The sequence below is a fragment of the Cellulophaga algicola DSM 14237 genome (genome assembly GCF_000186265.1).
Classification (GTDB): domain Bacteria; phylum Bacteroidota; class Bacteroidia; order Flavobacteriales; family Flavobacteriaceae; genus Cellulophaga; species Cellulophaga algicola.
Map to the genome: position 1 here is coordinate 3,334,735 of NC_014934.1, position 24,659 is coordinate 3,359,393.

The 24,659-nt window shown below is 33.2% G+C and carries 25 protein-coding genes and 1 other RNA gene; 14 read left to right on the plus strand and 12 right to left on the minus strand.

The annotated features are described in order from the left end of the window. Window positions 1–16 precede the first annotated feature (16 nt). The 3 genes from CELAL_RS14460 to CELAL_RS14470 are packed head-to-tail and all read left to right on the plus strand — an operon-like array spanning window position 17 to window position 3,490. Window positions 17–505, plus strand: coding sequence for a SixA phosphatase family protein (locus tag CELAL_RS14460; protein WP_013551637.1), 489 nt, complete (start codon window positions 17–19; stop codon window positions 503–505). Beyond that, complete coding sequence (gene ppk1 / locus CELAL_RS14465; protein ID WP_013551638.1) at window positions 505–2,577, plus strand: polyphosphate kinase 1; 2,073 nt, start codon at window positions 505–507, stop codon at window positions 2,575–2,577. The genes CELAL_RS14460 and ppk1 overlap by 1 nt, the downstream gene beginning before the upstream one ends. 13 nt (window positions 2,578–2,590) lie before the next feature. Then, window positions 2,591–3,490, plus strand: coding sequence for a Ppx/GppA phosphatase family protein (locus CELAL_RS14470; protein ID WP_013551639.1), 900 nt, complete (start codon window positions 2,591–2,593; stop codon window positions 3,488–3,490). Here CELAL_RS14470 and miaE read toward each other — a convergent pair. Both miaE and CELAL_RS14480 read right to left on the minus strand, forming a co-directional pair. Further along, window positions 3,487–4,068 carry a tRNA-(ms[2]io[6]A)-hydroxylase gene (miaE, locus tag CELAL_RS14475; protein ID WP_013551640.1) on the minus strand — a complete coding sequence of 194 codons (582 nt, stop codon included), beginning with the start codon at window positions 4,066–4,068 and terminating at the stop codon, window positions 3,487–3,489. The two genes, CELAL_RS14470 and miaE, sit on opposite strands and share 4 nt — an antisense overlap. A gap of 87 nt (window positions 4,069–4,155) precedes the next feature. Beyond that, on the minus strand, window positions 4,156–6,009 hold the full coding sequence (locus tag CELAL_RS14480; protein WP_013551641.1) for a DNA polymerase III subunit gamma/tau: 1,854 nt from the start codon (window positions 6,007–6,009) through the stop codon (window positions 4,156–4,158). Between the two features lie 132 nt (window positions 6,010–6,141). Between CELAL_RS14480 and rnpB the strand changes: the two genes are divergently transcribed. Further along, window positions 6,142–6,463: RNase P RNA component class A (rnpB, locus tag CELAL_RS21735), an RNA gene on the plus strand. Here the strand turns inward: rnpB and CELAL_RS14485 are convergent. The 4 genes from CELAL_RS14485 to CELAL_RS14500 form a co-directional block, all read right to left on the minus strand. Next, complete coding sequence (locus CELAL_RS14485) at window positions 6,463–7,059, minus strand: LURP-one-related/scramblase family protein (RefSeq protein ID WP_013551642.1); 597 nt, start codon at window positions 7,057–7,059, stop codon at window positions 6,463–6,465. The genes rnpB and CELAL_RS14485 overlap by 1 nt on opposite strands. Window positions 7,060–7,125: 66 nt before the next feature. Beyond that, window positions 7,126–7,668, minus strand: a complete 543-nt coding sequence (locus CELAL_RS14490) for an RsmD family RNA methyltransferase (RefSeq protein ID WP_013551643.1) — start codon at window positions 7,666–7,668, stop codon at window positions 7,126–7,128. Next, the gene (locus CELAL_RS14495; RefSeq protein WP_041557746.1) at window positions 7,668–8,498 is read right to left on the minus strand and encodes a DUF3822 family protein; all 831 of its coding nucleotides are present in this window, start codon (window positions 8,496–8,498) and stop codon (window positions 7,668–7,670) included. Before CELAL_RS14495 ends, CELAL_RS14490 begins: the two co-directional genes overlap by 1 nt. After that, window positions 8,476–9,126, minus strand: coding sequence for a hypothetical protein (locus CELAL_RS14500; protein ID WP_013551645.1), 651 nt, complete (start codon window positions 9,124–9,126; stop codon window positions 8,476–8,478). Before CELAL_RS14500 ends, CELAL_RS14495 begins: the two co-directional genes overlap by 23 nt. Window positions 9,127–9,229: 103 nt before the next feature. On the opposite strand from CELAL_RS14500, the gene CELAL_RS14505 reads away from it, so the two are divergent. The 8 genes from CELAL_RS14505 to CELAL_RS14540 all read left to right on the plus strand — a co-directional run bounded on the left by CELAL_RS14505 (window position 9,230) and on the right by CELAL_RS14540 (window position 16,075). Next, entirely contained in the window at window positions 9,230–10,669 is a 1,440-nt protein-coding gene (locus CELAL_RS14505) for an ATP-dependent DNA helicase (RefSeq protein ID WP_013551646.1), read from the plus strand. Window positions 10,670–10,696: 27 nt separating this feature from the next. Then, entirely contained in the window at window positions 10,697–11,263 is a 567-nt protein-coding gene (locus CELAL_RS14510; RefSeq protein ID WP_013551647.1) for a DUF4126 domain-containing protein, read from the plus strand. Between the two features lie 22 nt (window positions 11,264–11,285). Further along, entirely contained in the window at window positions 11,286–12,014 is a 729-nt protein-coding gene (gene kdsB, locus CELAL_RS14515) for a 3-deoxy-manno-octulosonate cytidylyltransferase (RefSeq protein WP_041557747.1), read from the plus strand. Beyond that, entirely contained in the window at window positions 12,005–12,706 is a 702-nt protein-coding gene (locus CELAL_RS14520; protein ID WP_013551649.1) for an HAD family hydrolase, read from the plus strand. The genes kdsB and CELAL_RS14520 overlap by 10 nt, the downstream gene beginning before the upstream one ends. A 3-nt stretch (window positions 12,707–12,709) precedes the next feature. Further along, window positions 12,710–13,333 carry a CatA-like O-acetyltransferase gene (locus tag CELAL_RS14525; protein WP_013551650.1) on the plus strand — a complete coding sequence of 208 codons (624 nt, stop codon included), beginning with the start codon at window positions 12,710–12,712 and terminating at the stop codon, window positions 13,331–13,333. A 6-nt stretch (window positions 13,334–13,339) separates the two neighbouring features. Beyond that, window positions 13,340–14,416, plus strand: coding sequence for an iron-containing alcohol dehydrogenase family protein (locus CELAL_RS14530; RefSeq protein ID WP_013551651.1), 1,077 nt, complete (start codon window positions 13,340–13,342; stop codon window positions 14,414–14,416). A gap of 22 nt (window positions 14,417–14,438) precedes the next feature. Further along, complete coding sequence (locus CELAL_RS14535) at window positions 14,439–14,987, plus strand: 1-acyl-sn-glycerol-3-phosphate acyltransferase (protein ID WP_013551652.1); 549 nt, start codon at window positions 14,439–14,441, stop codon at window positions 14,985–14,987. A 68-nt stretch (window positions 14,988–15,055) separates the two neighbouring features. After that, the gene (locus CELAL_RS14540; protein ID WP_013551653.1) at window positions 15,056–16,075 is read left to right on the plus strand and encodes a YncE family protein; all 1,020 of its coding nucleotides are present in this window, start codon (window positions 15,056–15,058) and stop codon (window positions 16,073–16,075) included. 113 nt (window positions 16,076–16,188) lie between these two features. On the opposite strand, the gene CELAL_RS14545 is transcribed toward CELAL_RS14540, so the two are convergent. The 5 genes from CELAL_RS14545 to gcvT form a co-directional block, all read right to left on the minus strand. After that, on the minus strand, window positions 16,189–16,899 hold the full coding sequence (locus CELAL_RS14545) for a YebC/PmpR family DNA-binding transcriptional regulator (RefSeq protein ID WP_013551654.1): 711 nt from the start codon (window positions 16,897–16,899) through the stop codon (window positions 16,189–16,191). Between the two features lie 78 nt (window positions 16,900–16,977). Continuing rightward, complete coding sequence (locus tag CELAL_RS14550; protein WP_013551655.1) at window positions 16,978–17,265, minus strand: 4a-hydroxytetrahydrobiopterin dehydratase; 288 nt, start codon at window positions 17,263–17,265, stop codon at window positions 16,978–16,980. A 26-nt stretch (window positions 17,266–17,291) separates the two neighbouring features. After that, on the minus strand, window positions 17,292–18,113 hold the full coding sequence (locus CELAL_RS14555; RefSeq protein ID WP_013551656.1) for a sugar nucleotide-binding protein: 822 nt from the start codon (window positions 18,111–18,113) through the stop codon (window positions 17,292–17,294). Between the two features lie 3 nt (window positions 18,114–18,116). After that, a complete protein-coding gene (locus CELAL_RS14560; RefSeq protein ID WP_013551657.1) occupies window positions 18,117–19,031 on the minus strand; it encodes a glutaminase in 915 nt (304 codons plus the stop codon). Continuing rightward, window positions 19,031–20,116 carry a glycine cleavage system aminomethyltransferase GcvT gene (gene gcvT, locus CELAL_RS14565; RefSeq protein ID WP_013551658.1) on the minus strand — a complete coding sequence of 362 codons (1,086 nt, stop codon included), beginning with the start codon at window positions 20,114–20,116 and terminating at the stop codon, window positions 19,031–19,033. The genes CELAL_RS14560 and gcvT overlap by 1 nt, the downstream gene beginning before the upstream one ends. 266 nt (window positions 20,117–20,382) lie before the next feature. Here gcvT and CELAL_RS14570 point away from each other — a divergent pair, with 266 nt between their 5' ends. Continuing rightward, window positions 20,383–22,116: a polysaccharide lyase family 7 protein gene (locus CELAL_RS14570; protein ID WP_218916566.1), complete on the plus strand. Its 1,734-nt coding sequence runs from the start codon at window positions 20,383–20,385 to the stop codon at window positions 22,114–22,116. Window positions 22,117–22,328: 212 nt separating this feature from the next. After that, window positions 22,329–23,276, plus strand: coding sequence for a polysaccharide lyase family 7 protein (locus CELAL_RS14575; RefSeq protein WP_013551660.1), 948 nt, complete (start codon window positions 22,329–22,331; stop codon window positions 23,274–23,276). 88 nt (window positions 23,277–23,364) lie between these two features. On the opposite strand, the gene thrC is transcribed toward CELAL_RS14575, so the two are convergent. Next, the gene (gene thrC, locus CELAL_RS14580) at window positions 23,365–24,657 is read right to left on the minus strand and encodes a threonine synthase (protein WP_013551661.1); all 1,293 of its coding nucleotides are present in this window, start codon (window positions 24,655–24,657) and stop codon (window positions 23,365–23,367) included. Window positions 24,658–24,659 lie beyond the last annotated feature (2 nt).

A 24,659-nucleotide genomic window follows, 5' to 3' on the forward strand; every position in this document is an offset into this window, starting at 1 on the left:
TAAATTTTATAAAAATTTGAAAACTATTTATTTAATGCGTCATGGTAAATCTACTTGGGATTATGCAGTCTCAGATAACGATAGGCCTTTAAAAGAACGTGGAATAGAGGATGCGCATTTGGTAGCAGAAGCTATTCATGGATTAAACTTAAAGATAGATGCTTCTTATTCTAGTCCTGCCAATCGAGCACTTCATACTGCTATGATTACACTTAAAGACTTAAGTTTTCCATTGCATAAATTTCAGATTTCAAATGATTTATATGATTTTTCAGGAGAATCTGTACTTCAATTTATAAAAGAATTAAATAATGACCTCAATTTTGTTTTTATTTTTGGTCATAATCATGCCTTTACCGAAATTGCAAATACATTAGGGAGTCAATTTATTGAAAATGTGCCTACGGCAGGTTTTGTACAGCTAAATTTTGAGGTAGAAAATTGGAAGGCTATTCGTAAAGGGATTACTCAAAAAATATTATTTCCTAAACAGCTAAGATCATAATGATAAAAAATAAGAATCAATATATAAACCGAGAAATAAGTTGGTTACAGTTTAATAAGCGTGTATTGCAAGAAAGTGCTGATAAAAAAGTGCCTTTAATTGAAAGGCTACGTTTTTTAGGTATTTTTTCTAATAATCTAGATGAGTTTTTTAAAGTAAGATATGCAACCGTAAAACGAATTGTAGAAGCAGGAAAAACAGGTAAAAGTGTTCTTGGTGGTGAAATCGCGAAAGATTTATTAGAAGAAATTACGAACATCGTTATTAAGCAACAAACGGAAAGTCTTAAGATTTTAGGTGAAATAGAAAATGAACTTGAAACGAAGGACATATATATTATAAATGAAAAGGAAATTTCAGAAAGCCAATCTGAATTTATAAAAACCTATTTCGCAAATCAAGTAAGTCCAGTCTTAATGACAATCATTTTAAACGATTTGCGTGAGTTTCCTGTTTTGAAGGATACTGCCGCTTATTTGGCCATAAAAATGGTTTTAAAGGCAGAAACAGATCATAGAAAGTCTGAAAATAGATATGCCTTAATTGAAATTCCTAAAGGAATAGATCGTTTTGTTGTTTTGCCTAGAGAAGACGGAAAAGATTATATAATTCTTTTAGATGATCTTATCCGATATAGTTTAGGAAACATATTTAATATGTTCGAATATAAGTCAATTTCAGCTCACATGATAAAAATTACTCGTGATGCAGAATTAGATATGGATAATGATTTGAGTAAGAGTTTTATCGAAAAAATATCTAGTAGTGTCGAGCACCGTAAAACAAGTGATCCAGTTCGTTTTGTTTATGATAAAAGTATAGCAAAAGATACGCTTAACTTTTTAAAGGATAAAATGAATATAGAAGGTACGGATAGTGTTATTCCTGGAGGTAGGTATCATAATCGTAGAGATTATATGGGCTTCCCGAGTTTGGGTAGGCAGGATTTATTATATGATAAAATTAAACCTTTGCCAGTTAAGGGTTTAAATATGGAAGGCAGTCTTTTTGAATGTATTGCGACAAAAGATTATTTGCAATACACACCTTATCATACTTTTTCTTATATCATTAAATTCTTAAGAGAAGCTGCTTTAGATCCTAAAGTAAAAACAATTAAGATTACGGTTTATCGTCTAGCTAATAATTCTCAAGTAGCAGCATCATTAATTAATGCGGTAAAAAACGGGAAGCAAGTTACTGTTCAAATAGAATTACAAGCACGTTTTGATGAGCAAGCAAATATTCAATATGCAGAGCAGTTACAAGCAGAAGGAGTAAAGTTAATTTTTGGTGTTCCAGGCTTAAAAGTACACAGTAAAATATGTTTAATAGAGCGTGAAGAAAATGATATCATAAAGCGCTATGGTTTTGTGAGTACGGGTAATTTTAACGAAGCAACATCTCGTATTTATACCGATTATACCTTGTTTACGGCTAAGGATGAAATCCTAAAAGAATTGAATAAGGTGTTCGATTTTTTTGAAACGACCTATAAGATTAATAAATACAAACATCTAATTGTTTCTCCGCATTATACTAAAAATGTCTTTAAAAAACTTATAGACACAGAAATTGCAAATGCAAAGGCAGGAAAAGAGGCGTACATTAAAATAAAGATGAATAGCTTTACATCTTACAAGATGGTAGATAAGTTGTATGAAGCCAGTAACGCAGGAGTTAAAATTAAACTTATTATTCGGGGTATTTGTTGCTTAATTCCTGGGGTAAAGGGAATGAGTGAAAATATTGAAGCTATAAGCGTTGTAGATAAATTTTTAGAACACCCAAGATCTTTCATCTTTGCTAATAATGGCGATCCTAAAATATTTATTACGTCTGCAGATTGGATGACGAGAAATTTAGATTATAGAGTAGAGGTAGGGTGCCCTATTTATGATGAAGATATTAAGCAAGAGCTTATAGATACTTTCGAGATTTCATGGAGTGATAATTTAAAAGCAAGGGTGTTTTCGGACAAGCAAGATAATGCGTACAAAAAAATAAAAGGACCAGAAGTGCGTTCTCAATTTGCGCTTTATGAGTATTACAAAGCAAAATTAGAATCGTAAAATACTAGAACTATTGAAAGTTAGAAAATTTGCAGCTATAGATATTGGATCAAATGCTATCCGATTATTAACGCACAATATTATAGAAGAAAAGAATAAAGTAACGCTTTTTCGCAAAAGTGCTTTAGTGAGGGTTCCGGTGCGTTTAGGAGAAGATTCTTTTACCGTTGGAGAAATAACGGATCGTAATGCGGACCGTATTGTTAGTACCATGAAAGCTTTTAAGTTGTTAATGGACGTTGCAGGTGTAGAAAATTATATGGCTTGCGCAACTTCTGCAATGCGCGAAGCTAATAATGGTTTAGAGATTATTAAGCGCGTAAAAGATGAGGCAGATATAACTATTGAGCTTATTGATGGTAAACGAGAGGCTGCTATTATTGCTTCTACAGATCTTAAGCAATTAATGCAAAAAGATAAATCCTATTTGTATATTGATGTTGGAGGGGGGAGTACAGAGTTTACCTTATTTACAGAAAATAAAATTCAGGTTTCAAAATCATTTAAGTTAGGAACAGTTCGTTTACTTAATAATATGGTAGGAGAAGCTACTTGGCAGAAATTAGAAGATTGGGTAAAAGAACACGTTAAGAATATTCCAGATGTATCCATTATAGGTTCTGGTGGTAACATCAATAAATTGCACAAAATATCTGGTAGAAAAGAAGGAGAACCTTTGTCTTCAATTTGGTTAAAAGCACAATATAGCTTTTTAGAAAGTCTAACCTATGAGGAGCGAATTTCTGAATTAGGATTAAATCCTGATAGGGCAGATGTTATTATTCCTGCTACAAAAATATTTTTGTCTGCCGCAAAATGGAGTGGAGCTAAAAAAATACACGTGCCTAAAATCGGATTATCTGATGGTATAATTAAAACCTTGTATTATGATACGAATGGCAAGAAACCTTAACCGTGGATACTCTCGCCTTTACTTAGGTCTTTCATAATATTAGCTTCGTGAGCTAGAAGGTCTTCCCATTTTTGATTTACTTCTGTTCGGTCGCCGTATTGTCTGGCAAATTTAAGGAACATGGTGTAATGGCCAGCTTCACTAATCATTAATTTATGGTAGAAGTTGGCCAATTCTTTGTCTTCTAATTCTTCAGATAGCAATCTAAACCTTTCACAACTACGGGCCTCTATAAGTGCGGCGTATAATAATCTGTGCACCAGTTGAGTAGTTCTGCTTCCTCCTTTTGGAAAAAACTTTATTAACTCTAGTACATACTCATCTTTACGATCACGGCCTAAAATCTGACCTCGGTCAATAATTCTATCATGAACCATTTTAAAATGCCCCATTTCTTCGCGAACTAAGGCTACCATTTCTTGTACTAATTCTGTGTACTCAGGAAAAGATACAATTAATGATATTGCTGTTGCTGCTGCTTTTTGCTCACAATAAGCGTGATCGGTTAAAATTTCATCTATATTTTTTTCAACAATATTTACCCATCTTGGGTCTGTTGGTAATTTTAATCCTAGCATTTGTTTAAGTATTATGTAATAAGTATAAGCTTTGGTTCAACGTAAAATTACCTTGAACAGGGTGTTTTTTTTAGATAGAACAAGCAGCTATAAATCCAAATCAAACTCACGTCTTAAAAGGTCTATCGCTGGATTTTTAGCTCTTAGTTTTTCATATTTCTCTTCAGGAGTAAATGCGAATTTGGTAGAGGTGGTTTCGTTTACGGTAATTTGTAATTTTACAAAGTGATTGTTTAATTTTAAACGTAAGTATTCCATCAAATCGAACTGTTCCCGTTCAATTTCTTTTTTCATAGTGCCATTTGGGAGTTCAATCCAAATGGTAAAATTATCTCTTAGTTTTGGGGTGTCGCTATTGAGGTTAGACGCTAATATTTTACGCCCATCAATATCAATCTTATGAACAAAGTCTGCCCAATGTTTTTGCATATCCTCTTCTGAAAAAGGAGATCTTGGGAGTTTGCTTTCATCAATAACGGTTTCCTTTTTATTGAGTTGATGCTCCTTTTTTAAACGTAGGCTAGATAAGGATAGTCCAGAAACTCTATTCTTTGGACTATTAATGGATAACTTTTCTACAGGTTTTTTTTGGTCCTTGAGGCTATCAGGAGTAGCTTCTTCTACTTTTTGTTTAGTTAGATTCTCTTGAGGGATATATGTTTCTGTATGATCTGTTGCTGTTGTTTCTTTAGGGGTATTTGAAGTAGGAGTAGTCGCATCAATCTTTTCGTCTACAATTTTTGGTAATTCATTGGTGGTGACTAAAGCATCAGGATTTGCTTTAAAAGTATTCACAGTTCCTTTTTTAAAGTTTTCACTTTTAAAAAAAGAAGCCGGAATTATATAATCTGCGTTGCCTACGGAATTAGGATTTTTTTTTTCTCCATCGTAATCGATAGAGGATAATTTCATTAAAGATAGCTCAACTAGGAGCCTTTGGTTTTTACTGGACTTATATTTTATATCACAATCATTGGCTATGTCTATTGCTTTCATTAGAAAACTGGCAGAGGTAACTTTAGATTGTTCTAAGTATAATTTTTTAGCATCGTCACCTACTTCTAATAACTCAATCGTTGAAGCGTGTTGGCATACCATTAAATCTCTAAAATGAGATGCTAGTCCGGTAATAAAATGATGTCCATCAAAACCTTTTGCAAGGGTTTCATTAAAAAGAACCAGTAATCCAGGAATATTATGTGCTAGAATTAAATCTGTGGCTGCAAAATACGTATCGTAATCAAGAACATTTAAATTTTCTGTAACTGCTTTTCGGGTAAGTTTTTTACCAGCAAAACTAACTACTCTATCAAAAATTGATAAAGCATCACGCATGGCGCCATCTGCTTTTTGAGCGATAATATGCAATGCGTCATCTTCAGCTTCAATCCCTTGGTTTTCTGCAATGTATTTTAAATAGGTTGCAGCATCCTTAACCGTAATTCTTTTAAAATCAAAGATTTGACAACGGGATAGAATCGTTGGGATAATTTTATGTTTCTCTGTAGTTGCTAGTATAAAAATAGCATGCTTAGGTGGTTCTTCTAATGTTTTTAAAAAGGCATTAAATGCCGATTGTGAAAGCATATGAACCTCATCTATAATATAGACTTTGTATTTACCAACTTGTGGTGGTATGCGTACTTGATCTGTTAAACTACGAATATCATCAACAGAATTATTGGAGGCAGCATCTAATTCAAAAATATTAAAAGCATAGTCTTCATCGCTATGTTGAGAGCCGTCTTCATTAATTTTCTTAGCTAGAATACGCGCACAAGTAGTTTTCCCTACACCTCTTGGGCCACAGAATAATAAAGCTTGTGCTAAATGGTTATTCTCTATAGCATTTAATAGCGTATTGGTAATGGCTTGTTGCCCAACTACATCTTTAAATGTTTGAGGTCTATATTTTCGTGCCGATACTACAAAAGGTTCCAATACGTATTATTTTTTAAAAAATTATGATACTGTTTTGCACAGTTATTACAAATATAAAAATAGCTTAGGAGAATAAGTGTTATTTATATTTTTTTAGCACTTAATTTATCAACAATTAAATTACCTTTGCCAATAGCAGGTCATCTTATCGCGGATTGTGTTATGCAAAACGAGGAAAGTCCGGACACCAAAGTGCAGTATAGCGGGTAATGCCCGTCACTCTAGTTTACTAGGGGAGGACAAGTGCAACAGAAAGAATGTACAGGTAATGCTGTAGTGAAACCAGGTAAACTCTATACGGTGAAACGTCATGTATATCAGCTTTAAGGGCTGCACGCTCGTGTTGAAGGGTAGGCGGTTTGAGCTTTTAGGTAACTAAAAGTCTAGATAAATGATAAGAAACCCTTGACGAATATCAAGGGTCACAGAATCCGGCTTACGACCTGCTTTTTTTTATCCTCTTCTTCTTTCTAAAAGAACCATCATCATTAATCCTAAAACAATACGTTGTTCGTCATCCGTATCAATATCTGTTAATTTAGAGACTTCAAATTTTCTTCCAAAGAAAGAAGCTTCTTTCTTTAAACGTGCTACTTTATTGCCTTCTAGATCTGTAACGATATAGGATGGGTTAAATAAATAACCTGTAAACATTCCTAGAACAGGAACTTCGCCAAGCATACTGTCAAATACTTTTACCCAACCATTTTCTTCACGAATATGGTATTGTAATTTTTGACTCTGATCAATAAGTTCATATTTTGCTTTCCAAATAGAAGCCCAACCTTTTCTTGCAATTTTCCCTAATTCTTTGCCTTCTGCATCTGTAAAATTATAAGCAGTGGAAAAATCTATCCATTTATCTGCATTAATTTTAAAAATTACTTTTGATTTTGATTCATCTTCGTAAATAGAAATGGCTTCTTTTAGTTTAAACATTTTCTGTTTTACATAAGCTACAGTTTGTCCAGAGGCATCTGTTGCAGTAAAATCATTTGCAAATGATGATATTTTAAAAACAAATTTAATTGGAAAATTAAAGTCTTTCATTGGTTGATTTTTTGTCTATTATACTTTGTAAGTAAACGAAGTTAACTTACAAATGGTATTTCTGTTTTAAGAATTTGCTTCAAAAAAACTAAATACACTACCTCCGTATTTTCTTTGTTTACTAAAGTTTGGCAATTTAGATAAATCGGTATGTTTTGAGTGCTCTACAATTAAAAGCCCGTCAGCTAGAAGTAGATTTCTTGAAAACACCAAAGTTGGAATTTTTTCAAAATCTTCTATAGGTAAATCATATGGAGGGTCTGCGAAGATAATATCGTTTTTCGCAGTTGTTTTCTCTAAATAGCTAAATACATCACTCTTTAATGCGGATATAGATAATTCTAATTTTTCGGTAGTTTCAGTTATGAATTTTACACATCCTTGATCAGCATCTACCGCTGTAATTTTATCACATCCTCTTGAGCCAAATTCAAAGGCAATATTTCCTGTTCCCGAAAATAGATCCAATACAGAAATATCGGGTAAATAATAATTATTGTTTAAAATATTAAACAAGCCTTCCTTGGCCATGTCTGTTGTTGGTCTGACGGGTAATTTTGATGGTGCTGTCAGTTTTCTTCCTCTGTGTTTTCCTGATATTATTCGCATTAAAAAGCGCTTAGTGTAGTGAAATCAATTGTTTTTTTATGCTGACTGTCGATATGTTCAGAAAGGTTTGATGGAATAAAAACATCAACATTTCTTACATAAGTATACGTTAGATTATAAAGTTCATCTCCTTCTTCAATGGCTCCAAATAGTCTAAGTTTAATAGTTTCAGTATCTAATTTTAATTGTTCAATAGTAAATAAGATATAATAAATAAAATCTTCTTTAGTACTAAAGGTAAAACTATTGAAAAATAATAATTTTTTATTTGATATTACAGTGATATCTACTTGTTCTTCTGTAATGTGGGCATAACAAATAGTTTCTTTTCCTCCGGTGAAGTTATTGAGTAAGCTTTCAATAAGTATGGTTCCGCTGTGTTTATATTCAAACTCTCCAAAAAGTTCGTATATATAATTGTTAATATTTGCGAAGGGTACATAGATATTTACGATTTCATAATTTTTAATCTCATCGTAAGCAATATGATCATTAGCTAAAATCTTAGCGTTGAACTTTAGGTAGTTTGGTAATTCGTCTGGATTGAAAAGTGCTTTTGGAACTAGAGTAAAAAGCGGATTTCTGTGAATTACGGTAATATGTGAAAAAGACATTTTGTTAATGTCGAACTTTTCAAGTGCTTCTTTTAGGTTTTTTTGAAGTTGGAAAGGAATAACTTCTTCCTCAAAAGATATATGTTCTTGTGCTATGATGCTATTTTCAACTGAATCTAAGACACAAAAAGAAAGTCCATTCAAACTAATCTGAATGGACAATTTTTTATAACTCAATTCAGAGTTTGTCGTATTAATTTCTGTCTTTTTTATCATATATCGGTGGCCAGTTACCATTGATACTTACCTCTTCCATTGATCCTACTCTAATATCAGGACCGTTAACTTCTTCAACATTTATGTATGTTTTTTCTCTAGCTACTAAATCTTTTGGTTGATCTCCTAATACAACCTCTTTAGCAACTTTAGCTTCAAATACAGCTGCACTAAATCCACTCTTGTCAATTTTTGTAGCATCCATTGTAAACTTTTCTCCTTTTAACGCAGTAGGAACATTCATCATTGTCTTGTAACGCGTATCTTTTTTAAATAAAGAATCTTTTACAGAAACAAAACCTAGTGTGTCTATAATCTTCTTTTCAACAAGCATATCAATACCAAATTGCTTGTTAAATTCTAAAAATGAAGTATCTCTTTGTTGTGTAATAGTATACTTTCCATTTTCAACAAAACTAATTAATGAATTAAAATCCTTAGCATATTCTCCTTTAGCGCTTTTATAAGCTTCTTGAGAATTTCTAATGTCTTTTAAAGAATTGATTACTTTTTGGAAACGCTCTTGTTTCACATTAGCAAACTCAATTGGAGCATTAACTGAACTGTAAATTAAATACCCAAGGCCAATACATGCAATCCAAAGTATAATTTGTAAAACGATCTTCATTTTTTTTCGTGTTAATTAATTTAAGTGGTTATGACAAATCTACAATTTTTTTTTAATCACAAAAGTATTTGTGCTTAAAAATCATCATTATCTTTGAGCATATATGAAACCTATCGATTCTGCATCTTTTTATAAAATTCTAAAAGAGAAATTTCCTCATGTTCCTACAAATGCCCAAAGTCATGCATTAAAAGATTTGTCAGATTTTATTTTATCTAAAGAAAAAGATAGTGTTTATCTACTGAAAGGTTTTGCTGGGACAGGAAAAACAACCATAATAGGGACTATTGTTTCTAACCTTTGGAATACAAATATGAAAACCGTTATGATGGCGCCTACAGGTAGAGCGGCCAAGGTTATGTCTAACTATTCCAAGACACAAGCGTTAACCATACATAGAAAGATTTATTTTCCTAAAAAAGAAAGTGGAGGAGGGGTCAAATTTATATTAGCGCCCAATAAACACAGAAATACAATTTTTATTGTAGATGAAGCTTCTATGATTCCTGATACTCCTGCGGATTCTAAGTTATTTGAAAATGGGTCTTTATTAGATGATTTAATACAATTTGTATATTCTGGTCATGCTTGTAAATTAATTTTAATTGGAGATACGGCGCAGTTACCTCCAGTTCGTTTAGATATTAGTCCGGCTTTAGATGCTGGTAAGCTAGGTTTGAACTACAATAAAGAGGTTTATGTTTTAGAATTAGATGAAGTAGTACGGCAATCTGGTGATTCTGGTATATTGTACAATGCTACCAACTTACGGGAACAAATACAAAGTGAGTATTATGATGATTTTAAGTTTGATGTAACTCCTTATAAAGATATTGTTAGACTTATTGAAGGAAACGAAATTTTAGAAGCTATTGAAGATTCTTATGCTAAGAATGGAAAAGAAGAGACTGCTTTTATTGTGCGCTCTAATAAACGAGCCAACTTATATAATGAGAACATCCGTCAACGAATTTTATACCTAGAAAATGAAATATCTGTAGGAGATTTCATGATGGTGGTCAAGAATAATTATTTTTGGTTGAAACCAGAAACAGAAGCTGGATTTATTGCCAATGGAGATATTATTGAAATTTTAGAGATCTTTTCAATCAAGGAGTTGTACTCTTTTAAGTTTGCAGAAGTAAGTGTAAAGATGGTCGACTATCCCAATCAAAAACCATTTGATACGGTACTACTCTTAGATACTATAAAAGCAGAGGCACCTTCTTTACCTTATGAGGATGGTAATCGTTTATATCAGGAAGTTCTTTTGGACTATGAAAATGAAACATCAAAATATAAAAAGTTTTTAGCGGTAAAAAATAATCCGTTTTTTAATGCATTACAGGTAAAATTCTCTTATGCAATTACCTGTCATAAATCACAAGGAGGCCAGTGGGACACTGTCTTTGTGGAGCAGCCCTATATGCCAAATGGAATGGATAAAGAAAATATGCGTTGGTTATATACCGCAATTACAAGGGCTAAAAGCAAATTGTATTTAATAGGATTTAAGAAGGATTTTTTTCTTGATTCAGAATAGATTAATTTAGATTCTTAATATTGCACCATGACAACAGAAACAATCTTAAGTATTTTTTTAGGGATAGGTCTTGCCGCATCTGTAGGTTTTAGAGTGTTTTTGCCCTTATTTGCTTTAAGTTTAGCCTCGTATTTTAACCTTTGGGAATTAAATGATAGTTGGCAATGGATAGGTAGTCTGGCGGCTGTAATAGCTTTAGGTGTTGCAACCTTGGTAGAAATATTTGCTTATTTTATTCCTTGGGTAGATAATATATTAGATAGTGCCGCTGTGCCGTTGGCTGCAATTGCGGGTACTGCAGTTATGGTGTCTACTGTTGCAAATTTAGATCCGGTAATTACTTGGTCATTGGCTATTATTGCGGGTGGTGGTACCGCTACAGCAATTAAAGGAGCTTCTGCAACAACAAGACTAGCATCAACCACTACCACTGGAGGACTAGCCAATCCTATCGTTTCTACTGTTGAAACGAGTACAGCAATGATAGTGACTACTGCATCAATATTTTTTCCAATAATTGCGGGTGTTTTAGTTGTTATTATCTTAGCCATAATTTTTTGGATTTACAGAAAAATTCGACCTAGAAAAGCCTAATTACAAATCTTATATTGAATAAATGAAAAGAATTGCAATGATACCTGCTCGTTTTGCAGCATCTCGTTTTCCTGCTAAACTAATGCAAGATTTACAAGGGAAACCTGTAATCTTAAGGACTTATGAAGCCACGGTCAATACAAAATTATTTGACGATGTTTTTGTAGTCACCGATAGTGAGGTAATCTTTAATGTTATTGAAGCTGCTGGAGGAAAAGCAATCATGAGTATCAAGGATCATGAATGTGGTAGTGATCGTATTGCGGAAGCGGTAGCGCATATGGATGTTGATATTATTGTTAATGTTCAAGGCGATGAACCTTTTACCGAAAAAGAAAGTCTAGCGAGTGTGCTAAATGTTTTTGATAATGATCCCGATCAAGAAATAGACCTTGCCTCTTTAATGGTCAAAATTACAGATTGGGATGAAATTAGCAATCCTAATACCGTTAAAGTAATTGTAGATACTAATAATTTTGCATTGTATTTTTCTCGTTCCCCAATACCTTACCCAAGAGCGAAAGATGTAAATAGTATTTATTATAAGCATAAAGGTATTTATGCCTTTAGAAAAAGGGCTTTAATGGATTTTCAACGTTTACCAATGTTGCAATTAGAAGCTACCGAAAAAATTGAAGCCATTCGGTATTTAGAATATGGTAAAAAATTAAAAATGGTAGAAACTACGGTTTCAGGAATAGAAATAGATACTCCTGAGGATCTAGAAAGAGCAAAAAAAGCATGGAAGTAAAATACGACGAAATAAAAGTCATTGGTTTTGATGCTGATGATACCCTATGGATAAATGAAACTTATTTTAGAGATGCAGAAGAGAAATTTGCTGCTCTTTTAGAAGGGTATGAAACTAAGAATACCATAGATCAAGACCTTTTTAAAATGGAAATAAAAAATCTTGAATTATACGGTTATGGTATAAAGGGGTTTGTACTTTCTATGGTAGAATCTGCACTAGAATTATCAAATAATAATGTGTCTCATGACACCTTGCATAAGATTTTAGATATAGGGAAAGAAATGATTTCTCATCCTGTAGAATTATTGCCAGATGTAGTAGAAGTATTGAAGCAGTTGTCAAAAAAATACCGTTTAATCGTTTTGACTAAAGGAGATTTACTGGATCAGGAACGTAAATTAGAACGTTCTGATTTATCAGAATACTTTCATCATGTAGAAGTATTAAGCGATAAAAAAGAGTCTAATTACCAACATCTTTTAGATCATTTAGAAATTGATGTTAAGGAGTTTTTAATGATAGGAAATTCGTTAAAATCAGATGTATTGCCCTTAATAAATATTGGTGCAAAAGCAATTCATGTGCCTTTTCATACAACTTGGCAGCATGAGCAAGTAGAAGATCATGAAACAAACGGAAAAGAATATCAAACGATAAGCGGACTCAAAGAGCTGTTGAAATTAGTATAGCCTATGAAGTTTTTAGATATAGAAAACTGGGAAAGAAAAGAACATTTTCATTTTTTTAATACCTTTCTAGACCCTTATTTTTCAGTAACTACAAAAGTAGATGTAACTTTAGCTAAAGCCTATGCTAAGGAGTATAGCCTGTCTTTTTTTGCGATTTATTTACACGCCTGTATGCAAGCTATAAATTCCGTTGAGAATTTTAAATACAGAATTGAAGATGATAAAGTAGCCGTCTATGATACCATACATGCATCGGCAACAATATTAAGACCTAATAAAACATTTGCTTTTTCTTTTATTCATTACAGCGATGATCTTTTAACCTTTATCAATAATTTAAACAGAGAAAAAGAACGTATTTTTAATAGTGATTCCTTATTTCCTCCAGTAAATACATTAGATTGTATGTATTGCTCGTCCATGCCTTGGATCCCGATAGAAGGCCATAAAGAGCCATTGAAAGGAGTTAAAGAATCAGTTCCCAAATTTGCTTTCGGTAAAGCTGTTGAGGCAAATGGAATATTTGAAATGACAATTGCAGCAAGCGTAAATCATGCCTTAATAGACGGGTATCACCTAAGTTGTTTTTTTGATAAATTTCAAGAATTTTTAAATTCATATAAATAATAGGTAATGAGATATAGGAATTTTCCAATGGTACCTAGAGTAGTTTTTGGCAATGGAAGTTTTCTTCAATTAGGAGAAATTTTAATGCCAAAGCGTAAGAACTCAGAAGCACCTTTTATATTTTTTATAGACGATGTTTTTGATGGACAGCCTTTAATTACAGAAGTTCCATTACTTTTTAATGATCAAATAATATTTATTTCATCAGAAGAAGAACCAAAAACGGAACAAGTTGATGCTTTAGTGGCTAAGATTAAAGAAAGTTTTCCGGTATTGCCTTCTGGTATTATTGGTATTGGTGGTGGTACGCTATTAGATTTAGCTAAAGCGGTAGCTTTAATGCTTACAAATGATGGCAGTGCAGCTGCATATCAAGGTTGGGACTTAGTGAAAAAACCAGCTATTTATCATGTAGGTATACCAACCATTAGTGGTACTGGTGCAGAAGTTTCCAGAACTACCGTGTTAATGGGGCCTGAAAAAAAGTTAGGAATCAATTCGGACCATACTCCGTTTGATCAAGTTCTTTTGGATCCTAAACTAACACAAGGAGTACCAAAAGAGCAGTGGTTCTTTACAGGAATGGATTGTTATATTCATTGTATAGAGTCATTAAATGGCACGTATTTAAATGCTTTCAGTCAAAGTTATGGTGAGAAAGCTTTAGAATTATGTCATGAAGTGTACCTGAAAGATATTTCTAAAGAAGATTCACGAGATAAATTAATGATGGCTTCTTGGCACGGTGGTATGAGTATTGCTTATTCTCAAGTGGGTATTGCACATGCTATGAGCTATGGGTTATCTTATTTATTAGGAGTAAAGCATGGCATTGGCAACTGTTTGGTTTTTCAATATTTAGAAGAATTTTATCCAGAGGGAGTAAAAGTTTTTAAACAGATGCAAGAAAAACACCAAATTAAATTACCTACAGGTATTTGTGCACATCTTTCTGAAGAACAATTTGATATAATGATTAACGTATCTTTTGGCTTGGTCCCGCTTTGGGAAAATGCATTAGGAGATAACTGGAAAGAAATAATGACCTATGATCGCTTACTGCAATTATTTAAAAAGATATAACGTAAAGTAAATTTATTCTATGATGCATGCTATAGCAAAATTTATTTATTTTAAACTTATGGGATGGACTCTTGTGGGCGATTTTCCTGATGTTAAAAAATGTGTTATGATTGTTGTTTCTCATACCAGTTATTCTGATTTTTTTTTGGGACTTTTAGTGCGCAAAATCTGGCAGGAAGAAATAAATTTTATTGGTAAAAAAAGCTTGTTCATAGGACCTATTGGTTGGTACCTGAAAAAAGTAGGGGGCGCACCCATAATTCGAAATAAAAATAGCGATACCGTATCGGCTATCGTTGATATATTTAATTCAAAAGAAAAATTTAGATTGTCTTTATCTCCGGAAGGAACGCGAGATAAAGTTACAGAATGGAAAACAGGATTCTATTTTATTGCAAAAGCAGCAAAAGTACCGGTTGTTATGGTGGCTTTTGACTATGGTAAAAAGCAAATAAAAATATCAAAAGCATATTTTACTACCGATGATCAAGAGGCTGATTTTAAGTTGTATAAGTCTTTTTTTAAAGGAGTATTAGGTAGAATTCCTAAAAAAAGTTACATCGAAGCATAATTTTTTTATTTTTTTAAAACCCTCTTTATAGTTTTCTCGTAGGTATGGGAAACTATAAAAATAGAAAGATGAAAAAAAATGTTTTAAACTTTAGCCTAATTGCTGCGTTTGCTTTACTAACAGCTACTTCATGTGATAATGATGACAATGATTCAGGAGAGAATGAAATTGAAAGTTCTCAACTATATGTGTCTAATAATTCAGACGGAAATGTCACCGTTTATGATATTCTTACAGGTGAGGTTAAGACTTTAACGACTGTAGCTACTGCGGCTGAGGGGATTTATTATGATGAAGATGCTGACGAAATTATTCAGGCATCTAGATCTTCAAATCAATTGAATGTATACTCAAGTATTTCAACGTATTTAGCAAGTGCTGTAATTTCAGCATCAGTAACAAGTACTGCAGATGTAGAGAGCCCTAGAGATATTGCTGTAAAAGATAATTTTGTTGTAGTTGCAGATAATGCAGATGTAGATGGTAATCCTGATACTGCAGATGGTAGGTTGTTTGTGTATACGAAATCAAATGGAGCACTTACGCTAAGAAATATTGTAACAACAGATTTCGCTCTATGGGGAATTGAGTTTGTTGGTGATGACTTGTATACTGTTGTAGATAAAACGAATAAACTAGCTGTTTATACTAATTTTACGGCAATGAATACGACCAACGCTGTGGTTAGTGCTTCAAAAACCATTGCTATTGAAGGTATTGTTAGAACACATGGTTTAGCTTATGATAAGGGTACAATGATTTTGACTGATGTTGCAGATGCTACTTCAGATGCTGATGGTGCTTTTCATATTATAACAGATTTTGATTCAAAATTTGATGCTGTTGCTAGTGGTGAAACTATGGCTGTAGCTAATAATCAAGTTAGAATTTCAGGTAGTAGTACTTTTTTAGGAAACCCAGTTGCTGCTGAATATGATGCAGCTTCAGAAACTATTTTTATTGCTGAAGCAGCAAATGGTGGTGGTAAAGTATTGGCTTTTTCTAATGCAAGTGCCGGTGGAGATATTGCGCCAAGTATTAATAATACTTTAGCAAGTGCTTCATCATTATATTTTTACGCTAACTAATTATTAGCGTAATAAAAATTAAGGTTAGTAGTAAGTGTTGTTTTATGTTGTAATAAAAAACCTGTTGATTTGTTTCAACAGGTTTTTTTATAAGACTAAAAATTGGACTAAGACTATTCTTGCATGGTGTGATACACGTTTTGCACATCATCATCTTCTTCTAACTTTTCTAAAAGCTTCTCTACATCAGCAGCCTCTTCTTCATTAATTTCTTTGGTAACTTGAGGAATTCTTTCGAAACCTGAAGATAAAATTTCTAGTTCTCTAGTTTCTAATTCTTTTTGTATAGCACCAAAACTTTCAAAAGGGGCGTAAATTAAAATGCCATCTTCATCAGCAAAAACCTCTTCTGCACCAAAGTCAATCATTTCTAACTCTAATTCTTCAGGGTCAATACCTTCCGCAGGAATTCTAAAGTTACAGGTATGGTCAAACATAAACTCTACGGAGCCAGAAGTACCCATGCTTCCATTACATTTATTAAAATAGCTGCGAACATTTGCAACGGTTCTTGTGTTATTATCAGTAGCTGTTTCTACTAATATAGCAATACCATGAGGCGCATATCCTTCAAAAAGAACTTCTTTAAAATCGCCTAAACTTTTGTCACTTGCCCTTTTAATTGCGCGCTCTACATTATCCTTAGGCATATTAATTGCCTTCGCATTCTGTATAACAGCTCTTAATCGTGAATTAGTATCTGGGTCCGGGCCGCCATCTTTTACTGCCATCACAATATCTTTTCCAATACGTGTAAACGCCTTAGACATTGCGGACCATCTTTTCATTTTACGTGCCTTTCTAAACTCAAAAGCTCTTCCCATTTCTAAATCTGATTATAATATTAGTAAGTACAAATTTAATACAATTTGCATTTTTAACAAGTGAAAGTTAAAGATAGGTTATTCACTATCAACAATACTTTCTATAGCTCTAGCTAATCTAAAGTCTTTTTCCGTTACACCTTCTACATCATGTGTATTTAAACGAATATGTAAAGAGTTGTAAACATTGCTCCAATCTGGGTGATGGCCTTGCGCTTCACATTCAAAAGCAATACGGGTCATGATCGTAAAGGCTTCTTTAAAATTTTCAAATTGAAAAGAGGTCTCAATGGCACCATCAATATATTCCCAACCATCTAATTGTTCTAAAATTCGTTCTATTTCTAATATACTTAATGCTTCCATAATTATTTTTTTGTGTGTTTGTATGTTTAGCCTATGACATGATCATTAATGATTTCTTCGTAAGTAGTTTGATAATTTTTAGGGAGTTTATTTTCTTTTGGTAAAACGGCTAAATAACGCTCTTCATTTGTTGTATATACATGTTTAAATAAAGGAGTGAAATTGCCAACCCGTTTTAAAATTTCTTGAATAAACTCATCATGGTGTACCAAGTCATTACTTCCTAAATGATAAATTCCACTTTTGTTTTTGCTTACTAAATAATGTATTTGTTGTGTTAGTTTCAAATCATGGGTAACATTTAAAACTAGATTAGGAAATACTTCTACAGGTTCGTTATTTAAAATATTAGCTTTCATTTCTTTTATTCTAGGAGAACCGTTTCCAAAAACCATGGGTACTCTTAAAATAGCCATTTTTTCTTTAGGAATACGAAGCAACATATTTTCAATTTTTATCTTTAACCGTCCATAGATACTCTCGGATAAAGTCTTATCATATTCATAGGAAGGGTATTTGCTGTAAGAGTCAAATACATTTGCAGAGGATATAAAATACAGCTTACAATTGCTTTGCATTACATATTCTACTAAGTGCTCATGGGCAATAATTTGCGCCGTAAAACTGCCACGTAAAGCAGAAATTATAATATCTGGCTGTACCAAATCTAAAATTTCATGAATATCGTCTTCTTCTAAATTATAGCTGTAGAACTGTTTATTTTTATCAAAACCTTTACGCGCAGTAAAATAGGTGCCATACGTATTAAAGTAGTTGCATAACTCTTTATAAATAGCATTACCTATAAAGCCACTGGCTCCAAGAATAAGAATTTTCTTTTTATCCACCTTTTAAAAAATTGACTGCTTTGTAGCAGTAGTTAGCATTTCTAATGCTAACATGCCTAATTTAGAGTTTCCTTTTTTATTTAGTCCTGGAGACCATGTAGCTACACAATAATTATTGGGCAAAAGCGCTACAATTCCTCCGCCTACACCACTTTTACCAGGTAGACCTACTTCAAAAGCAAATTCTCCGGCTTCATCATAAAAGCCGCATGTTAGCATTAATGCATTAATTCGTTTTACTTGGCTGGTGGTTAAATAAGTGTTGTTTTGCAAACATTTTCCGCGATTCATAAATACGAAAAATAGCTTGGTAAGCTGCTTGCAGTTTAGCGCTAAAGAACATTGGTGAAAATAAAAATCAAGCACAGTATCTACATCGTTATGTAAATTTCCGTAAGATTTTAAGAGATTGGCGGCCGCATAATTTCTAAATCCTGTTTCCTTTTCAGAGGCAGCAACATCAGCATCAAAATTAATGCTTTTATCTCCTGATATATCTTGAATATATGTTAAAAAGTCCTCTTTAGGATTTTTTAGTTTAGATACGAGTATATCTGCAACAACAATAGCCCCTGCATTTATTAAGGGATTTCTTGGGATACCGTTTTCTTGTTCTAGTAATGATAAATGATTAAAAGGGTCTCCCGATGGCTCTACATCAACACGAGTCCAAAGCTCTTCTCCGATAAGGCCAATTGCCTGACTAAGGGATAATACTTTAGAAATACTTTGGATAGAAAAAGCTTCTTCAGAATCGCCCACAGAAAATTCATTTCGGTTAGCATCTATAATATGCATGCCAAATTTATGAGGATCTATTTTGGAGAGCTCAGGAATATACCTAGCTACTTGCCCTCGCTCAGAAACTTTATTAATTTCAAGTTGTATGTTGTGAAGTATATCGGGGTAGTTAATCATTAATTTTTATAAAAGGGTAATTTAACTATGGTTGCAGGAATTGCTTTTTTGCGAATTTGGATATAAATTTTTTCGCCTACAGCGCTTACGGCTTTAGGTACATAACCTAACCCAATACCCTTATTCATAGAAGGAGACATGGTGCCAGAGGTTACAATACCAATTTTTTCACCATTTGCATTTACTATCTCATAATCATGACGCGGAATGCCTCTTTCGTCTAACTCAAAAGCAATAAGTTTTCTAGCAGAACCTTCTGCTTTTTCTTTAGCTAAGTTCTCGCTATTTACAAAGTCTTTTGTGAATTTAGTTACCCAACCTAAGCCTGCTTCAATTGGCGATGTGGTATCATTAATATCATTACCATACAAACAATAGCCCATTTCTAAACGCAAGGTATCTCTAGCGGCTAATCCAATAGGTTTAATCCCGAAATCTTTTCCAGCCTCAAATACTTTAGTCCAAATTTGTGCTACTTCTGTATTTTTACAATAGATTTCAAAACCTCCAGAACCCGTATACCCTGTTGCTGATATAATCACATTGTCTATACCTGCAAACGGTGCTACTTCAAAAGTGTAAAATTTAATAGCAGATAAATCTACTGAAGTAAGAGATTGCATGGCTTCAACGGCTTTTGGCCCTTGAATAGCCAATAGGGAATAGTCTTCAGATAAGTTACGCATATCTGCATTAATATCCTTATTGTATTTTGAGATATGGTTCCAGTCTTTTTCAATATTAGAAGCATTTACTACCAATAGGTATTGCTCCTCTTTTATTTGATAAATAATTAAATCATCAACGATACCGCCAGTTTCATTTGGCATACAACTGTATTGCGCTTTGCCAACAGCTAGCTTGGAGGCATCATTAGAACTTACTTTTTGAATTAATGAAATGGCATTTGGTCCACTGATTAAAAACTCGCCCATATGAGACACATCAAAAACACCAACACCTGTTCTTACCGTTTCATGTTCAATAGTTACGCCTTCATAAGATACAGGCATATTATAGCCTGCAAAAGGTACAAGTTTAGCGCCTAGTTCTTTGTGTATTTCTGTTAATGCGGTGTTTTTCATTTTTAAATTATTTAGTCGTTCAAAATTATTGAAAATATGTTAGAAATGTTCCCTTATTCAAAGGGAATATTTACTTAAGACGTCGACTTTATTAAATGAGTAATTATCAATTAGATAAAATAATCGGACAAAAAGCGTCATTTCATCGATTAAATGACAATTTATTTGGAATTATAGTTTTTCATCTCTATAATTGGTCAACCAAATTGGTAATCCAAATTGAATTACCAATTAAATCACCAATTGAAACACTCAACTTAAGTATTATGAAAAACACACAAAAATTGATGAAGTCAAAAACAGTTTTAAGACTTCTAACAGTGCCAATTTTAGCCTTGGCTTTTAATTGCGCTGAAAACGATCTTTCCGATGAAAATTTATTAGTGTCACCTAATGTAACTATTTCATCGACTAACGCGCAGACCATTCAGGCAGAAAACTTTGATGGTATGAAGGGAATCAAAACCGAATCAACTTCAGATAGTGGAGGAGGTAGTAATGTTGGATGGATAGACTCAGGAGATTATCTAGAATATGCACTTACGGTACCAGCTTCAGGAAGCTATAAATTTGAATTTAGAGTTGCTTCTAAGTCAAATGCGTCTAAATTTGATTTTTACCAAGGCAATACAAAATTATCTAATGTAAATAAAACAGCTACAGGTGGATACCAAACTTGGATTACTACTTCTAAAACAGTGAATTTATCTGCAGGGACAAGTACATTAAAATTACTTGCCACAGGTGGCGGATGGAACATTAACTGGATTAAAATTACGCCAGTAAGTGTAAGTCAAGCTACCGAAAGTGATAATCTTGCTCTTGGTAAAACAGCAGAGCAATCTTCTAACTATTCTTCTAACTCAGGTCTTGCTGGTTTAGCAATTGATGGTAATACCTCAGGGGTATGGAATCAAGGAAGTGTAACACACACCTCAAACTCAGCTTCACCTTGGTGGCAAGTTCGTTTAGGTAATGATTATACAATAGGCGATATTGTAATTTGGAATAGAACAGATTGTTGTTCTTCACGATTAAGTAATTTTGATGTTTTTGTATATAATGATGCGGGGACAGAAGTTTATAAAAAAACAATTACAAGTACCCCAAGTCCTTCAACAATTGTGAGTACTGGTGGCGTAACAGGATCTAGAGTGCGTATTAAATTAAAAGGCACAAATGCATTGTCATTAGCAGAAGTTCAAGTATTTAGTGGTGAAAGTGATGGAGGCGGTGGTACAACAAACCCACCAACAGGTAATGCTTCTATTCCTTCAGATTTAATGAGCAACTGTAACCAGTGGAAAATCACGTATCCTGACGGAGAAGAAGATAAAACGCTTTGTGGTGAAGATAACAACGAATATTTCTTTGTAAATAGTGCAAAGAATGGGATGGTTTTTAGAGCTCCAATTCGTAGTAATAACGGAACTACTCCTAATTCTGATTATGTAAGATCTGAACTTAGAGAAAGAACGGAAGATGGTAAATCTGATATCTACTGGACTACAGATGGTACGCACGTAGTGTATGTAAAACAAGCAATCACACATTTGCCTATCGAGAAAAATCATTTGGTAGCTACTCAAATCCATGGTGATAAAGCTGCAGGTATTGATGATGCAATGGTTTTACGTTTAGAAGGTTCTAAATTATTTTTAAGTTTTAACGGTAATAAACTTAGAAGTGATGTAACGGTAAAATCTAACTATAGTTTAGGTACCGTTCATGAAGTAATTTTTGAAGTTAAAAACGGTAAACATTATTGCTATTACAGTGAAAATGGAGATTTAAGAAGTAAATATCTTAATGGTACAGCTTCCTCATATTTAGTTAAAGATGGTAGTAATAGTGTATTGATGGATATTGATTATGATCAATCATATTTCAAGATTGGAAATTACACACAAAGTAATGCCGAGGAAGAAGGTAGTTCTACTGGAAACTCTAACAATTATGGTGAGGTAGTGGTTTATGACTTTTTCGTAGATCATGATTAAATAACAGTTTTTAAATTTATTGAGTTAGTTAGTCAACATTAAAGGGTATTCGCAGAAATGTGAATGCCCTTTTTTTCACCCTGTATTTTGTTAATGATGAAGCCATTTAACGAAATAATGAGCTTCAAGTATAATAATTGCTAATAATTTACGATATTTGTAATTGGTAAACCAATTTGGTTGACCAGGAATCAAATTTTTAAATTCTAATTATGTTGAAAAGCTTAGGTCTTACTTTTTTTAAATTTTTTATAGCTATTGCAATCTTAGGAGCAAATTTGAATTGCTCAGATAAAGGAAGTCCATTAGAAGAAGATACTACTGCAGCTGAAGAAATGGAAACTCCGGAAGAAGAAGTAGATACACCTGAAGATCCAATAGTTCCAGAAGATGATACTACTCCTGAAGAAACGAGTGGAACTGCGAAAATTCCAGCAGACTTAATGGCTAATTGTGCGCAATGGAAAATTACGTATCCTGATGGAGCAGAAGATAAAACGCTTTGCGATGAGGACAACAACGAGTATTTTTATGTGAATGATGATAAAAACGGAATTGTATTTAAAGCACCAATTAGAAGCACTAATAATACTACAACAAATTCTACCTATATACGCTCAGAACTTAGAGAGCGAACAGAAGATGGTACAGCTGATATTTACTGGACAACCACAGGGACCCATGTAGTTTATGTAAAACAAGCGTTTACGCATTTACCTATAAACAAAAGTCATGTGGTAGGAACTCAAATTCATGGCGATAAAGAAGCGGGGATTGATGATGCTATGGTCTTAAGATTAGAAGGTTCTCATTTGTTTTTAAGCTTTAACGGAGGAGTACTTAGAAGTGACTTAACGATTAAAACAGATTATACGTTAGGAACAAGCCACGAAGTAATTTTCGAAGTTAAAGATGGTAAGCATTACTGTTACTATAGTGAAGATGGTGATTTAAAGGCAAACTATGAAAATGGTACTGCCACACAATACCTTGTTTTAGATGAAAGCAATGCTGTGCTAATGGATTTAGATTATGACCAGTCTTATTTCAAAATTGGGAACTATACGCAAAGTAATTCTGAAAAAGAAGGTAGTGATACCGATGATCCTTTAAATTATGGAGAAGTTGTTGTTTATGACTTCTTTGCAAAGCACCTTTAGAAAAATGATAATTTTTTGTTATTTAGTTGATAGCAATAAAGGGTATTCATGTCGTATGAATACCCTTTTTTATTGAAATTTGTGTAAATTAATCTATCAGAAATTTTTTCAGCTCATCATAGGTTGAAATCTTAATAGATTTTTTCTTTTTATTCATCTGTTTGATAATCTTTTTAGGGATATCTAGATTCTCTTTTATGGTATCTTCTACAATATCTAAAAACTTAACAGGATGCGCTGTTTCTAAGAAAATGCCGTAGGTGTCAGGATTCGTTTCTTGATATTTTTTAAGGCCTAAATACCCAACAGCGCCATGCGGATCTGCAACGTAATTGTAGTCATTGTACAATTCCAACATGGCTTCTTTAGTTTGTTCATCAGTAAATGCATAAGAAGATATATTTTTAGCAATGGTATCAAAATCATCATTATAGATGTGCCTTATTCTAATGAAATTACTAGGATCACCTACATCCATAGCATTTGAAATAGTCGCTATTGAAGGTTTTGGGTCATAACTCTTCGTATTCATAAATCTAGGGACTACATCATTTACATTGGTAGATGCTATAAAATGCTTCACAGGCATCCCTAATTGTTGTGCTACAATACCTGCGCAAATATTACCAAAATTACCACTAGGAATAGAAAATACAATTTCCTTACCCTGCGATTTGGCTTGTTTGTAAGCAAATAAGAAATAGAAAAGCTGAGGCAACCAACGGGCTACATTAATAGAATTTGCCGATGTTAATTGTTTTACAGAAGTAATATCTTCATCTAGAAATGCCGTTTTTACCATCGTTTGGCAATCATCAAAAGTACCTTCTACTTCTAAAGCCGTAATATTCTGGCCTAAAGTAGTTAGTTGTTTTTCTTGAATATCACTCACTTTCCCTGTAGGGTATAAGATTACTACTTTTACGCCTGCTACACCTAAGAAACCATTAGCAACTGCACCACCAGTATCTCCAGAAGTTGCCACAAGTACGGTTACTTCGGTGTTACTTCCTTCTGAAAAATACCCTAGACATCTTGCCATAAAACCTGCGCCAACATCTTTAAATGCCAAAGTAGGACCATGGAATAACTCCAAGGTTCCAATATTTTTATTGATTTCTACTACAGGAAAATCAAAATTTAAAACGTCTTCTAGTATAGTTTTTAGTTTATCATCATCAATATCATCAGAGACAAATTGTTTTATGGCTTTTTGCGCGATTTCAATAGGTGATAAATTTGCTATATTTTCGAAAAAATCATTAGGTAGTGGCGTTATTTTTTCTGGAAAATATAAGCCACGATCTGGAGCAATTCCTTTAATTACTGCGTCTTTAAAACTTACGTTTGGGGCTTTTTTGTTGAGGCTGTAAAAATTCATTT